Below are 14,316 nucleotides of genomic sequence, written 5' to 3' on the forward strand. Positions count from 1 at the left end.
ATTACTCATCTGCCTTACTAGGTGTTTGCGGCTGTGAATTATAGGGATAAAGAGAAAAATACTGACCGGCAATTTTAAAGCGCGCTTTTTCATCGCTTTGGCTTTTTTCAAGCTCGTTGTCACTTACTAATTTTTGATACAAAAACAGCATTTCTTCGGCATCTAAATCGGGGTAACTTTCGTCTAAAAATTGCAGCAATGGTTGCGGCTTTTTACGTTTTGTATTGAAGCGTTTTGCAAAGCTGCTTTTAACATCGTTGTAATCGGGAATATTAGGCGTTTGAAAAGGCGGTACATCTTGCTGATCAGGCAATTGATATTCTTGATGCTCAAACTCAACCAAACTTGCCATATAGGCAACTATATGGCGTTGTTGCCCCAGCGAGTAACGCTGTGCGTCGCTCACAAAATGCGGTTGCACCGCAGTTAGCATGTTGTCTACGCCATTTTTACGCACTAACCCAAGCACTCTTGCAGCTTGGCGGGTAATTAAGTTATTACGGCGTAGTTCTTCACGCAGTGGCATAAGCATGTCGGCACTTTTACGCAGGCTTTCGCGGCCGATTAAATGCATTTCGAGAATACGGGTACGTAATTGCTCTAGCATGCGTTTGTCGGTATATGCTTTACCCGATTGCTCAATACGCTCTATTTGCGTACTAATTTGCTGCTCTATAAGATTAAAGCAGGCATGAAAATCGCCTCGAATATCAACCATTTCTAGCATTGGCTCTATGTATTCGTCAAACGCTTCTATTACCGCTTTATAACGCTTTTGCAGCGATTGCACCGCGTTATTAGATTTAGCTTGCTCAACAATATTTAAAATGGCGTTTTCGTTGTGTGCGTACAGTTTCATTATTTTGCGCACCCGATCATCCATAATACGGCTAAAACGGCGTAAGTCGTCAAAGTCTTCCACTTCGCCCGCGTTAGCTAAGCGATCGCCAAGGCGGGCTAAATCCTCTACTAATACGCTAATTTCTTGTGCTAAACCTAAATGTTCTTCTTGCAGTAAAAATGTAGCAAAGTCGGCAATGGCACGGTTTATTTCAAGCTGCGAAGATTTCGCTAAAGGAATTATAATATCTTGATTTAACAAGCGATTAGTTTCTTTATAAATACGCTCGTTATGCCATGTAGGTTGTTTTTGTTTAATGGCATTTTGCAAATCTTTAATACTAAAGTCTGCCATTTTAAAACGTTTAAATAATAGCTCTAGCACCCCCCAATGTTCGCTAAGGGTATTTAATAGCTTTTTAGCTGGGATCATAAGGCGTTTATACATCCTAGTATGTTGTTAAATAAGTAGCTAAATAAGCTAGTTATTCGTAATTTTAATAGCGCTGATAGCTATATGGTATTCGTTTTTACAACGATTTAATAATAGTTTTTACCAGGTCATAGTGATAACATCCGCACCGAAAATAGGCACACGAAATGTGCGGCTCTATTTTCTTCATAGGTTCAATTTTTACATTATTCCAAAGGTTGTTCAATTATCATGGTTTCCTCTATTATCCTGACTTTAATAGCGATTGCATTTTTGCTGATCGTTATTGAGGATATAATCCACGTAAACAAAGCTAAAACGACACTTTTTTTTGGTACGCTCTGCTGGATTATCTCTTTTATCTTCCCTATTAATGGGCAAAGCCCTGATACGATTCAATCACTCCTTAATCATAATATTTTAGAAATTGCCTCCTTATGGTTGTTTTTAATGGCGGCAATGACCTTTGTTGCCTATTTAAACTCAAAAGGGTTTATCGAAAATATTGTTAACCGGATTATGCCAAAACGAATTAGCGAACGTAAGTTAATGTTTTTGGTTGGTGTTTTTGCATTTATATTCTCTTCTATTTCCGATAACGTAACCGCTACGCTTATATCTTTAGCGGTGGTTTTATCATTAAAACTTGAAGCCAAAAAGCTAATTAGATACGCCACGCTGATTATCTTTGCGGTTAACTCCGGTGGTGTGTCGTTAATTACCGGCGATGTAACCACGTTAATGATATTTTTAGATGGCAAAGTAACTATTAGCAATTTGTTATTGTTAATTGTGCCAGCATTTATAAGTGTGATGCTGTTAGCCGCACTGTTATCAATTGGCTTAAATGGCCAGCTCGACTTTACTAAAACGAAGCAAAAACGCATTGAAAAAACCGATATTACAATTGCAGTTATCTTTTTATCTACGGTTATTGCCACCTTAACGCTGAGTGTTTTATACAGTGTACCGCCATTGCTTACCTTTTTGTTTGGTTTGTCTATGATGTTTTTAGTAGCGCAATTTTTAATGCGTAAAAAAGACATTAACAAAGACATGATAGATTTTATTCGTGAAATAGAATACGACACCTTGCTGTTTTTTGTAGGTGTATTACTACTGGTAGGGGCGTTAAAAGAAGTAGGTATGCTAAGTCACTTTAGTGAGTTATATACAATAATGGCACCTGAATATGCTAACTACTTAATGGGTATATTATCAGCAGGCGTTGATAACGTACCACTTACTGCCGCGTTATTAAAAGCAGATATAGTAATGACACAACAGCATTGGCTGTCGTTTACTTATGCCACAGGCGTAGGGGGTTCTATGTTAATTATAGGCTCAGCGGCGGGTATTATTGCCATGAGTAAAGTTAAAGAGCTGACCTTTATGAACTACTTACGCTTGTCGTTTTATTTATTAATTTGTTACACAGTAGGCTATACCGGCTCGTATTTAATGGCTGGTTTTGTTTAATATTAGTTATTAAAGTGCTTGACAGCTAGATGTCTAAACGATAACTTTCAAAGCCCCAGTAAAGTATTGAGCTTTTCAATATATTGCTGGGGTTTTGTTTTATTAGTGATTGCGAAAATAGCCATTAATACAACATTCAGAAGAGGTGCGATACTTAGGTATTTAATGTGAGGTGACGAACGCCGTTGAGCATTAAAGAGGGAAGTACTCGCCGAGAAAAATAACACGTCGTCGTCGTTATTTTTCGGTTTATGGGGCTGAATCCTCAAAACTGTCACCAATATAGGTGGAGAGCTTCTGGCAGTGAATTTTCTTACCTTATATTTGCTGCCAAGTTCTTCTTGTTTTATTACGGTTTGGATGCCGTGAAAGGAGACGAAATGACAACCCAATCAGTGCCACATGTAGTATTAGGCAACAAATCAAATTATACCGTTGCTAAATTTGGCGGCACCAGCGTAGCTAACTTTGCAGCTATGGATCACAGTAGTAAAATAATAGTAGCAGATAAAAGCGTGCGTATTGTTGCACTAAGCGCCAGCGCAGGAGTCACTAATCATTTAGTTGAGCTGTGCAATAGCAGCCTTAGCGAAGATGAGCGCCAAGCGCATATTAACGGTGTGCTAGCGATTCAGCAGGCTATTTTAGCTGAATTGAGTTTAGATACCGATTTAGAGCAGGGCTTTGCCCAGACGTTAGCGGCATTTGAAAAACTAGCCAGCCAAACGTTACAAACAAAAGCGCTACATGACGAGCTATTAAGTTTTGGCGAGCGATTATCAACTTATTTATTTACCCAAGTGCTGCGCTCAAAAGGTTTAAATGCAATACGCTTTGACGTGCGTCAAGTGCTTAAAACCGACAGTCAATTTGGCAAAGCAACCCCTAATGTTGCAGCTACTGCACAAGCGGCAAGCGCATTACTTGTTCCGCTGTTAGACGATCAAGTAATTGTTACACAGGGCTTTATTGGCAGCGACGAACACGGCCAAACGACCACTTTAGGGCGCGGTGGATCAGACTACAGCGCGGCATTACTGGCCGAGGCTATTCATGCTAAAAGTGTACATATTTGGACTGATGTAGTGGGTATTTTTAGTACCGACCCGCGTTTATGTGTAAAAGCCACGCCAATTGCACGCCTCAGCTTTGACGAAGCCGCCGAAATGGCTACCTTTGGTGCAAAAGTATTGCATCCGGCAACTATTTTACCCGCCAGCCGCAGCCATATTAATGTGTTTGTAGGGTCGAGCCGTGAACCTGAGCGTGGTGGTACTTGGATTGAGCGTGAAAAGTCGCAACTGCCAGGAATCCGCGCAGTAACACAACGCAAAAACCAAATATTACTTACTCTTAAAAGCCCAGAAATGCTATTAGCTAGTGGCTTTTTAGCACGAGTGTTTACTATTTTAAGTGAGTTTAATATTTCGGTAGATTTAGTGACCACCTCTGAAATTAGCGTAGCAATAACGCTTGATAACGCGCCTAATGCATCGCGCCCAGAGCTTGATCAGGGGTGTTTAGATAAACTTGCTGAGTTTTGCCATGTATCGGTAGAAAATAACTTAACTTTAGTGGCGCTTATTGGCTCAGAAATACAGTTACGCCAGCATGAAATGAACTTAATGCAGGTATTAAGTGACTTTAATATACGGCTAATTTGCCACGGTGCAAGTAAGCATAACTTGTGCTTTTTGGTCGAGCAAGGCGAATCCGACAACGTAGTGCAAGCTATTCATAGCCGACTATTAGAGAGCGATTGCGCGGCCTAATACAGCTAAATTAATAAGAGAGCACTGCCAGTCAGTGCTTTTTTCACTCACTACACTTATATCAAACTTACCCACCACAGCACTGCTGGCATTAAGCTGTGAGCAAGTTAACTCAGTAAACACATTAGGGCTTAGCAACTTGGCAATAGGGCGGCTAGTGGCTTTAGCGAGCGCTTCTTTTAAGGTCCAAATTCTAAAAAAGTGTTTAGCTTGATCCTCTGCATTGGCAGGCTTGGTGATCAGCGCAATTTCATCGGTATGATAAAAATGCTTTGCGAGCTTTTCAAATGGGCGCTTTGTGCTTATTTTTTCAATATCGAAACCAAACTGGGCTTTTGTAGGGTTAAGTGCAGCGCCAACAAAACCATTAGAATGCGATATACAGGTATTAATAACGGTGTGGCTGTTATTAATGTGTAGCGCTAATTTACTTGTTTGTAGGTTAAACTCTGAACTTATATTACACGGCTTAATGCCCGCCATATTAGGGTGCGAGGTTATAACTAAATACTTAAGTAATAATCGCGTGGCTAAATATTCTTGCTTGGCCGATACACTTTTACGGCGGTTTATTATTTGCAGCTCAAAAGGGCTTAAATAATCAGGCAAATTATATTGGCTTATATCGAGCGTTTTAGCGTCAAACAATAAAATAGGGCTTTTATTGTTACTAAAAGGCTGATTAATTTGCAGGGTGTTTTTAAAGTAAAGTGAACTCATAAACGCTCAAAATAATAATAAATTTAATACCGATTACCTGCTTGTATGCATAAGCTGAACATATAGTGAGCGGTTGTTAGTTGTTGTGCGCGCTAGGTACATTTTTATTACTAAGGCGCGATGAAATATGGTTTAATTCACAACAGCTAAAATAATAACAGATTTGTAGGTGTATGACACAAGTGCGTGATGGTTTTCAAAGTCGACTTGGTTTTGTATTGGCCGCCGCTGGCGCAGCGGTAGGTTTAGGTAATATATGGGGTTTTCCTACGCAGGCTGCTAATCATGGTGGCGGTGCTTTTTTACTGGTTTACTTTATTGTTATATTTTTACTTGCTTTGCCGGCTTTATATACCGAGCTGTATTTAGGGTATTACGCCCAAGCTAATCCGGTAAAAGCACTTAGGCAAGCATGGCAAAATAAAGCCCCTAAAGTAGGCGCGGCTGCAGGTTATATTGGCCTTGGCGGCGCTATTGTAATGCTTAGCTTTTATTCAATAGTGGCGGGGTGGATGCTGTCGTATGCTATTGAACCCGTAACTACATTTTTAGGCTTTAGCGGCGCTAGCGAATTTTTACACAGCGACTCTGCGCTGCGTAATTTTGTGTTTACCCCACTTATGCTTATTTTAACCGCGAGTATTATTTTAAAAGGGGTTAAATCGGGTATTGAAACCTGGTCACGGCGTTTAATGCCGGTGCTACTAGTATTGCTAATTGGTTTAATTATTTATATTGCAACGCTAGATGGTGCAAGTGATGGCTTTGCAGCGTATTTAATACCTGATTTTAGCCAAATACTCGACCCTAACTTAATTATTGCAGCTATGGGGCAAGCCTTTTTCTCCTTATCGCTAGGTGTGGGCTGTATGATGATTTACGGCTCGTATTTAAAACCCGGTGCTAACTTACCAAAACTGACTGCCAGCGTAGCACTACTCGATACCAGTGTGGCCTTTTTAGCTGGTTTACTTATTGTGCCTGCTATTTATGTGGCGCAGCACAACGGCGTAGAAGTATTTAGTAACGGTAAATTAATTGGCGAAGGGCAGCTTATTTTTGCCATTTTACCAGCGTTATTCAGCACCATGGGCGATATTGGCTTATTGGTTGGTTTATTGTTTTTTGTATTAATGTCGATAGCCTCGGTTACTTCTACTATATCAACCACCGAAATTCCGGTGGCGTTTTTAGTCGAAAACCACGGCGTTGATCGCACTAAAGCTACGTGGCTGGTTAGTGGCGTAGTGCTAGTGTTTGCCAGCTTAATAATACTTAATTTTGATTGGTTATTTGGCTTGGTTATTATGGTATTTACCCAGTACCAATTACCGTTAATGGGGCTGTTTTACTTTGTTACAGTGGGCTGGTTATGGCAGCGCGGTAACAAATTACACCAAGCAACTAGCGGCGCGCATTACTGGTTTGCTCAGTACATACGTTTTGTTTGCCCAATATTAATGACCTTGGTATTTGCCAATGTGGCATTTAGTAGTTAAGCATTACTGCACGTTATAAATAAAACGGGAGCTTTTGCTCTCGTTTTGCTTTGTTATTTAGCTGTTAGCAATAACTGATTTTCAATTGCCTGCTTTAATGTTTCTGGCTTGGTGCGCGGCGCATAACGAGAAACAAGTTGGCCTTGCGAATTAATTAAAAATTTAGTGAAGTTCCACTTTATTACTCGTCCTTGCGAAATACCTCTGGTGTGCAGTTTTAAGTAATTAAACAAGGGGTGAGCTTCTGGGCCGTTTACCATTACTTTGGCAAATATTTCAAATGTAGTATTAAATTGCGCTTGATAAAAGCTGTTAATGGCTAAATTATCAAGCGGCTCCTTTTGGCCAAATTGATTGCACGGAAACGCTAAAATGGTAAATCCACTGTTTTTATACTGCTGATACAGCTTTTCTAAAGCGGTTAACTGCGCCGACAAATGACATTCACTGGCAATATTTACAATAAGTAGCGTTTTGCCTTTTAACTGCTTAAAAGAAAAAAGCGCCTTGTTACAGCATTCTGCATTAAATTGATAAATACTATCCATAGATCACCTACTTAAATTCCTATTAAATAAACTTTATAAAGACTTCATTCGCTTTTTTATCAACCGATTGACATAATCAGGCATGGTTTTTAAGTTATCAGTTTAATAGGTCATTTTTATGTCAATGAAAGTAGCATTTATAGGTTTAGGCGTAATGGGTTACCCAATGGCGGGGCATTTAGCAAAAGCAGGGCACAGTGTGTGCGTTTATAACCGTACTCAAGCTAAAGCTCAAAAGTGGGCTAACGAATTTAGCGGCAGCTTTGCAGCTACTCCACGCGAAGCTGTAAACGATGCCGACATTGTATTTATGTGTGTGGGTAACGACGACGATTTACGCTCGGTAGTATATGGCGAAAATGGAGTATTAGCCGGTATTAAAGCGGGCAGTATTTTGGTCGATCATACCACTACTTCAGCAACAGTGGCACGCGAAGTGGCAGCAAAAGCAGCGTTATTAAAAGTCGACTTTATTGACGCGCCAGTATCGGGAGGCCAAGCTGGCGCCGAAAATGGCGTGCTTACGGTAATGGCTGGTGGCAGCGAAGCTGTATTTGCCAAAGTGCAGCCTGTTATGACGGCATTTAGTCGTTTTAGCCAATTGTTAGGTGGCGTAGGCTCAGGGCAATTATGTAAAATGGTTAATCAAATTTGTATTGCGGGTGCAGTACAGGGCTTAGCCGAAGGCTTACATTTTGCAAAGCAAGCAGGGCTTGATGGTGAAAAAGTAATAGAAACTATTTCTAAAGGCGCAGCCGGTTCGTGGCAAATGGAAAACCGTTACAAAACCATGTGGGCAGGGGAATACGACTTTGGTTTTGCAGTTGATTGGATGCGTAAAGACTTAGGCATAGCGCTTAATGAGGCTAAAAATAACGGCGCAACGCTAGCAATGACAGCCACAGTAGATGGGTACTACGCCGACGTGCAAGCATTAGGCGGTGGCCGCTACGATACATCAAGCTTACTTGCACGCATTGAAGCACAGCATAAAAAATAACGTTTACCTTGAGTATATCGTTGTAGACGCCAAGCTTGCGTGATGTGCAAAGCCCGTAAAGTGATTTATTCACCAAGAGGTTAAGAGGCGCTGCGCTTTTAGAGGAAGTGATAGATCTAAAAAGATCATTGTTGGTTTTATGTCTTCTCATTTACTTAAAACAAAAAACGCGACGCTTTAGTTATAAAGCGTCGCGTTTTTGTATGCGTTGTACCAATAAACTTAAAGCAAGCTACATGCTTTGTGCGTAGTTATATAAGGCTTTTAAAATGGTTAGGTTTTTTTCACTATCGTCGTGCTCATGGGCTAAATTCTCAAGTGTGATCATAAAGTCTTGAGCGTTAATTGAGGGTTGATCTTCCCCGTGCATTAACTTGTTTTGACAATACTGACGCCATTGATCCAGCTCTTGCTGGTTAAGCGTTTGCGGCCAGTTACGAGCGCGGTATCTAAACAATAAAGTATTAAACTTTTTATTTTCAAAATCGAGTTTTAAATCGGCTAAGTCTTCGGGTTTTGCATCGCGAATAATCGCAAATTTAGCTTTATCTGCATGGCTAGTAAACCCATCGTAAAGTAAATAGTCAACGTTAGTTGTTGCGCTGTAATCGCCTTGTTCGTTAAACACCTCAGTTACTTTATCGCGCAACTCGCTATTGGCTTTTAACACCGCCAAGTTTTTTAAACATTGCTCGCGGTCAATGCCTAAACGCGCTGCATTTTCAGGTAATAACGTTTTAGCAGGTGCTAAAATAGGGCACTTGTTTAAATGCACTAGTTTTAACCCTACGGGTAATTCGTCTTCAGCTAAATCAATACGCTTGGTATATAAACGTTTACGTAATTGCTCAACACTTAAATCAATAAGTACTTGTGGGCTTTGAGTTAAATCAAAACAAATTACGGCATTTTTATTTACCGGATGAAAGCTCATAGGTGCAACCCAGCTAGTACAGCCTTGCGTTGCTGGAATGCGTGAGCTGGTATGTACGAGCGGGGTCATGTTAAATACATCAACCAACTCAGCTAAGGCTTTTTTACCACGTAAACTAAAAAAGAAGTTATACAGCTTTGGCTGCTTGTCTTTTATTAGTTTAGCCAGTGCAATAGTAGCGGTTACATCGCTTAGTGCATCGTGCGCCGCAGCGTGTTCAATACCGTTGGCAACGGTTAAATGCTCTAACTTAAAGCTTGGGCTACCGTCTTCTTTTAACGGCCATTCAATGCCCTCTGGGCGCAGTGCATAACAAGCACGCACTAAATCAATAATATCCCAACGGCTGTTGTTGTTTTTGTATTCGCGCTCGTACGGATCGTAAAAGTTACGATAAAAGCTATAACGGCTTACTTCGTCATCAAAGCGAATACTGTTATAACCGGCAACACAGGTATTTGGCACACTAAATTGTGCATGAATTTTTGCTATAAATTCAGCCTCAACCAAGCCTTTTTTCATCGCCACTTGTGGCGTAATGCCGGTAATTAAACACGCCTCAGGATGCGGCAAGTAATCCGCCTGCGGTTTACAGTATTCAATAAGCGGCTCACCAATAATATTCAAATCAAGATCGGTACGAACACCCGCAAACTGGCTCGGCTTATCCTTTTGCGGACTAGCCCCCCAAGTCTCGTAGTCGTGCCAGTATATTGTAGGTTGATTTTGCTCTTGATATGCCATGCGTAAAACCTTGAGTAGTTAACTTTAAAGCGCCAAAAATAGCGCCAAGTTACTAAAATTATGAATTATTTAGATTATGGCATATGGGCGGGGGAGTTTATAGTTTTGGGTGAAAAATGATGTGCTTGCTTTTTAAGCATAAGTGAAGCAAAAAGTAAGTAGAGGGGCTACGACAACTAGATAAATTATATGAGAGTAAATTAATGAATCATCACTAGGGGCTGTTGATCTTTGTAGTACATATATCAATCAGCCCACATTGGTAGCCACATCATAGTAAATGCTAAAGCGAGCATTGAATGATAATTTCGTTCAAGCTTTTCATACCGCGTGGCTATCCCTCTATATTGCTTAATACGGCCAAATGCATTCTCAACCAAGTGCCGATATTTGTACATGCACCAGTCAATATCTTCATTGCCTACTAAACTGTTGCCCTTACGTGGAATAACGGGTGTAGCGTTATTATCACGAACAAACGCTCTCAGTTTTTCACTGTCGTAGCCTTTATCTGCGACAACCATATTACTTGTTGGGCAATTAGCTACGAGTGACTCTGCATGGACGATATCATGCGTATTTCCACAGGATAATTCATAATAAACAGGCAACCCTCCGCTATCGACTGCAAGATGAATTTTCGTAGAATTTCCACCTCGGCTCTTTACAATTGATTCATTGTCAGCAGTTCTTGCACCGCAACTATGTTGATGAGCCCTGACAATACTGCCATCAATGAAGACCCAATCCATGTCCGCATCACGAGATAATGCGCGAAACAGTTCATTCAAAATCCCTTTTTTGGACCATAAATTAAACCGTCTGTAGATAGCACTCCAACGGCCAAAATCAGAAGGTAAATCTCGCCATGGAATACCTGTGCGCATCTTATACAGTATGCCTTCGAGCGTTTTTCTATGGTTGGGCTTATTATAAATTCGACCACTTAAGTACATTACTTTTGATAAGACATTCCATGTCCCGTCTGTTAACATTAATCTTGGCATGTAGGTTCGGTGTAAAGTTTTCTGGCGAATTCAATTATACCTTATCTTCATGCTGTTTGTTTTTCATACCACAAAGATCAACACGCCCTAGACTAAAGTCTATAGGTTAGTTTTATTCACCTATCGAGTTTATTTTAATCGTTTGTCGATTTTGTGTTAATTCTCTAAAGTTCAGTTGTCGGCAACAAGCACGACTTAACTAATAGGACTATGACCATGAAATTAACACTTATCAAAACTATCGCTCTTAGCTCACTACTTACATGTTCAGCTGCTGCAATGGCTGAGCAAAGTGATTACAAATTAATGGTTATTGAAACCGCAACTGCACCACAGCAGTTGGAGCAATCGTTTAACAGCTGTGCGCTTAACGTTAAGTCAAAAAATTACGCTGAAGCTGAAGCCGTGTGTACACAAGCAATTGCACTATTAAATAATGCACAAGGCTCTAAGTTTAAACTACGCCAGCTTACATCGTACGCGTTAAGTAACCGTGGTGTTGCACGTTTAAAAGCAAATAACGAGACTGCTGCAATCGCTGATTTATACGAGGCAGTGCAGCTTAATAAAAACGCACTTGTATCACATAACTTAACGCGCGCTAAACAAGAGCTATCTTTATAAGAAGCATTAAATAGCAAAGATTAAAAAGGGCGATGCCTTTATAAAGTATTATTATTAATTGTGAACAACAAAAAATGCCGCTCATTTTACTGAGCGGCATTTTTGTATTACTAATTTATGTGGTTGCTAGCTTAGCCTGCAACGGGTGTACTGCCTGTTGGAATGTCTTTCATGCTTTTAATTAGCATGTAAATACAGGTGGTGGCTAAGCAGCCGCCTAAATAAAGTAAAATACCATCGCTTGCATCAGAGAAGTTAGCTGCAAGCATTGGGCCTAGCACAGAGCCTAAGCTGTAGCTTAAAAGCATGATTTCGGTTGCTGATACAATTTTAGCCATAGGCAAAGAGTCGCAGGCGAGCGTAATGGCAATAGGATAAAGTGCAAAGCTTGCTGCCCCTAACACTAAATAGCTAACAACTAAGCCGCTAAAGCTGGTTGCTTGCAATATACCTAACACACTTGCTGCACCTAAAAAGCAAAACATTGCCATGAGTAAGTTTTTACCCATACGAGTAGATAAGTAACTTACAAGTGGCTGTACTAACATGCCGCCAAGAATAATAATTGCCATTAACAAACCTGTATATTGAGCTTGCTCGCTTTGTGCTGCGATATATACAGGCATTAATCCGTAAATTGGCCCCAGTAATAGCCCCGACGCTAAGCAACCTAATATTGCTGGGCGGCTAAGGGTTTTAATTTCTTTTAATGGCAGTTTTTGTAGTTCTTGGCTATCTGGTTGGCCTGATGTAATTAATAACGGTGCTAAAATTGCTAGCAATAATAAACCAACTACAAATAAGTAGGGCACAGCACCTACCGTGCCTAGCGGTGCTATAGCAAGTTGGCCTACTGCGCTGCCGCCATAAAGCGAGGTCATGTAAAGGCCTAAACGTTTAGCACGAGCTTTAGGCGTGTTGGTCATTAATAACCACGATTCAACCACCACAAATACACCTGCAACGGCCATACCGGCAACAAAACGCGCCATTAACCAAACCCCAGTTTTAGGCATAACTAGCTGAGCAAGAACACTTAAAATTAATAAACTAAGAAATAAAATAAAAGCAAACCTGTGGCCTATTTTTACCACTATGCGTTCAATGCATGTAGCGCCAATAAGTAAGCCAAAATAAAATACACTCGCTAGCCATGGGGCAAGATCTACATCGAGTTTAAATGCCGATAGCGATAGCGGGATCAGGCTCATTAAAAAGCCAGAAGCTATAGCAAAAAAAGACAAACCGATAACAGGTGCTAACGGGTTATTTGACTTGCTAGTAGCAACGAATTCTATCATTAGAATTATCCGATTTTAAGGTCATAAATAAACGCTGTTTACCGACTCTGTTTTAAGGCGATTATTTAATGTTGGTTGATTTTGCGGCGAATGTAGGACTCTTTTGAAAGGAAGTAAAGTGATTTTTTATTAATCAATGAAAATAAATTTTTAACTGCACAATTACGTAAAATAAGCGCACAATTGCGACGTGTTTGTGTTTTAAACGTATTAAAATTGTATGGTTTTTGTTATTTTATTTGCTTGGTTTAATGCGATAAGAGCAATAAATTTAAGCCGTTTAGCAAACTGTTCGTAAGCGTTTTTAAGTTTTAAATAGTTGCGGCACAACAAATAAAAGTAACAGCCTTTAAAACGATTACTTTTATGTGTTGTAAACGAGCGGTTTTAATTTATGCAGCTGAGTTAAAACTAAACGTTTGATTACTGCATTAGCAGCGCTAATTGATGATACAAACCAATACCTATTAAAACATTAAACGGAAAGGTAATACCTAAAGAGCACAGCATAGCAAGGCCAATATTCGCTTCTGGAATAGCGGCTTTTATGGCTGCAGGCGCTGCAATGTATGAGGCACTGGCAACTAGGCTCCCTAAAACTACAATTGAACCCATTTCCAGGTGTAAAAGTGTACCGACTGCTACGCCAAGCGTGCCCAAAAATAAAGGGGTAATAATAGCAAATAAAGCTAACTTCCAATGATGCCAAGGCACAGGGCGCAAAGTTTGCGCTGCGGTTAAACCCATTTCAAGTAAAAATAATGCCAGTACAACCTTAAAGCCGTTAGTTAATAAGCTGGTAACTTGGCTACCTTGTTGCGTGCCGTACATTATGCCAATAATTACACCGCCAACGAGTAAAATAACGCTTTTATTGGTTAGTGCTTCGTGCCAAACCGCTTTTAAAGACAGCTTTTTAGCTGGCGCACTTTCTTTATTAAATTTTCTATATATCAGCAGGCCAACAATAATGGCCGGCAGCTCTAGCATCACTAAATACAAAGTTACTTCAGCGCCTACAACCAAACTAGACGACTCTGCGTAGGCAAGCGCAACAGCAAATGTACCCGCACTAACAGAGCCATAATGCGCCGCAATACTGGCACTATTAGCATGAGAAAGTGTAATAACGTACTTTAAAATAGGGTACAGCATTAAAGGAATAAGCCCCCCAAGCAGCATAATGGCCCCCATTTCAGGGAGTAGCTGCCAATTTAAATTACCGTGTAAAACCATACCGCCTTTTAAACCAATAGTAAGCATTAGCAGTAAGCTTAGGGTTTCGTAAGTGGCTTTGGGTATAGCAAGATCAGAGTGTATAAGTCCGGCGATTAAACCTAATATAAAAAACATAACAACAATATCGGGCACGGTGTTTCCTAGCTATAAAATTAAGTGGCGCTATTGTAGAGAAA

At 40.3% G+C, this 14,316-nt stretch carries 12 protein-coding genes and 1 riboswitch; of the genes, 5 read left to right on the plus strand and 7 right to left on the minus strand.

The features are described from left to right. Position 1 precedes the first annotated feature (1 nt). On the minus strand, positions 2 to 1,273 hold the full coding sequence (locus CIK86_RS04865) for a hypothetical protein (RefSeq protein WP_086993437.1): 1,272 nt from the start codon (positions 1,271 to 1,273) through the stop codon (positions 2 to 4). A 231-nt stretch (positions 1,274 to 1,504) separates the two neighbouring features. Here CIK86_RS04865 and nhaD point away from each other — a divergent pair, with 231 nt between their 5' ends. Together nhaD and lysC are read left to right on the plus strand one after the other, a co-directional pair. Further along, on the plus strand, positions 1,505 to 2,752 hold the full coding sequence (gene nhaD / locus CIK86_RS04870) for a sodium:proton antiporter NhaD (protein WP_086993424.1): 1,248 nt from the start codon (positions 1,505 to 1,507) through the stop codon (positions 2,750 to 2,752). A gap of 132 nt (positions 2,753 to 2,884) precedes the next feature. Continuing rightward, a riboswitch (Lysine riboswitch) is annotated at positions 2,885 to 3,057 on the plus strand. A 75-nt stretch (positions 3,058 to 3,132) separates the two neighbouring features. After that, entirely contained in the window at positions 3,133 to 4,524 is a 1,392-nt protein-coding gene (gene lysC, locus CIK86_RS04875) for a lysine-sensitive aspartokinase 3 (RefSeq protein WP_172459232.1), read from the plus strand. On the opposite strand, the gene CIK86_RS04880 is transcribed toward lysC, so the two are convergent. Beyond that, the gene (locus CIK86_RS04880) at positions 4,501 to 5,244 is read right to left on the minus strand and encodes a 4'-phosphopantetheinyl transferase superfamily protein (protein ID WP_086993429.1); all 744 of its coding nucleotides are present in this window, start codon (positions 5,242 to 5,244) and stop codon (positions 4,501 to 4,503) included. The two genes, lysC and CIK86_RS04880, sit on opposite strands and share 24 nt — an antisense overlap. Positions 5,245 to 5,417: 173 nt before the next feature. On the opposite strand from CIK86_RS04880, the gene CIK86_RS04885 reads away from it, so the two are divergent. Beyond that, on the plus strand, positions 5,418 to 6,743 hold the full coding sequence (locus CIK86_RS04885; RefSeq protein WP_011327935.1) for a sodium-dependent transporter: 1,326 nt from the start codon (positions 5,418 to 5,420) through the stop codon (positions 6,741 to 6,743). Between the two features lie 53 nt (positions 6,744 to 6,796). On the opposite strand, the gene CIK86_RS04890 is transcribed toward CIK86_RS04885, so the two are convergent. Further along, the gene (locus CIK86_RS04890; RefSeq protein ID WP_086993431.1) at positions 6,797 to 7,291 is read right to left on the minus strand and encodes a glutathione peroxidase; all 495 of its coding nucleotides are present in this window, start codon (positions 7,289 to 7,291) and stop codon (positions 6,797 to 6,799) included. A 118-nt stretch (positions 7,292 to 7,409) separates the two neighbouring features. Between CIK86_RS04890 and CIK86_RS04895 the strand changes: the two genes are divergently transcribed. Further along, on the plus strand, positions 7,410 to 8,291 hold the full coding sequence (locus tag CIK86_RS04895) for an NAD(P)-dependent oxidoreductase (protein ID WP_041454398.1): 882 nt from the start codon (positions 7,410 to 7,412) through the stop codon (positions 8,289 to 8,291). Positions 8,292 to 8,523: 232 nt separating this feature from the next. Here the strand turns inward: CIK86_RS04895 and sbcB are convergent, their stop codons facing one another. Both sbcB and CIK86_RS04905 read right to left on the minus strand, forming a co-directional pair. Then, on the minus strand, positions 8,524 to 9,969 hold the full coding sequence (sbcB, locus tag CIK86_RS04900; protein WP_086993433.1) for an exodeoxyribonuclease I: 1,446 nt from the start codon (positions 9,967 to 9,969) through the stop codon (positions 8,524 to 8,526). Positions 9,970 to 10,214: 245 nt separating this feature from the next. Next, complete coding sequence (locus CIK86_RS04905) at positions 10,215 to 10,976, minus strand: IS5 family transposase (protein WP_096317088.1); 762 nt, start codon at positions 10,974 to 10,976, stop codon at positions 10,215 to 10,217. A 216-nt stretch (positions 10,977 to 11,192) separates the two neighbouring features. Here CIK86_RS04905 and CIK86_RS04910 point away from each other — a divergent pair, with 216 nt between their 5' ends. Next, on the plus strand, positions 11,193 to 11,600 hold the full coding sequence (locus CIK86_RS04910; protein ID WP_011327941.1) for a hypothetical protein: 408 nt from the start codon (positions 11,193 to 11,195) through the stop codon (positions 11,598 to 11,600). A 131-nt stretch (positions 11,601 to 11,731) separates the two neighbouring features. On the opposite strand, the gene CIK86_RS04915 is transcribed toward CIK86_RS04910, so the two are convergent. Beyond that, on the minus strand, positions 11,732 to 12,901 hold the full coding sequence (locus CIK86_RS04915; protein WP_086994193.1) for an MFS transporter: 1,170 nt from the start codon (positions 12,899 to 12,901) through the stop codon (positions 11,732 to 11,734). A gap of 423 nt (positions 12,902 to 13,324) precedes the next feature. Next, complete coding sequence (locus CIK86_RS04920) at positions 13,325 to 14,272, minus strand: sodium-dependent bicarbonate transport family permease (protein ID WP_011327943.1); 948 nt, start codon at positions 14,270 to 14,272, stop codon at positions 13,325 to 13,327. Between the last annotated feature and the right edge of the window lie 44 nt (positions 14,273 to 14,316).

The sequence above is a fragment of the Pseudoalteromonas sp. JB197 genome, assembly GCF_002332205.1.
GTDB lineage: Bacteria > Pseudomonadota > Gammaproteobacteria > Enterobacterales > Alteromonadaceae > Pseudoalteromonas > Pseudoalteromonas nigrifaciens.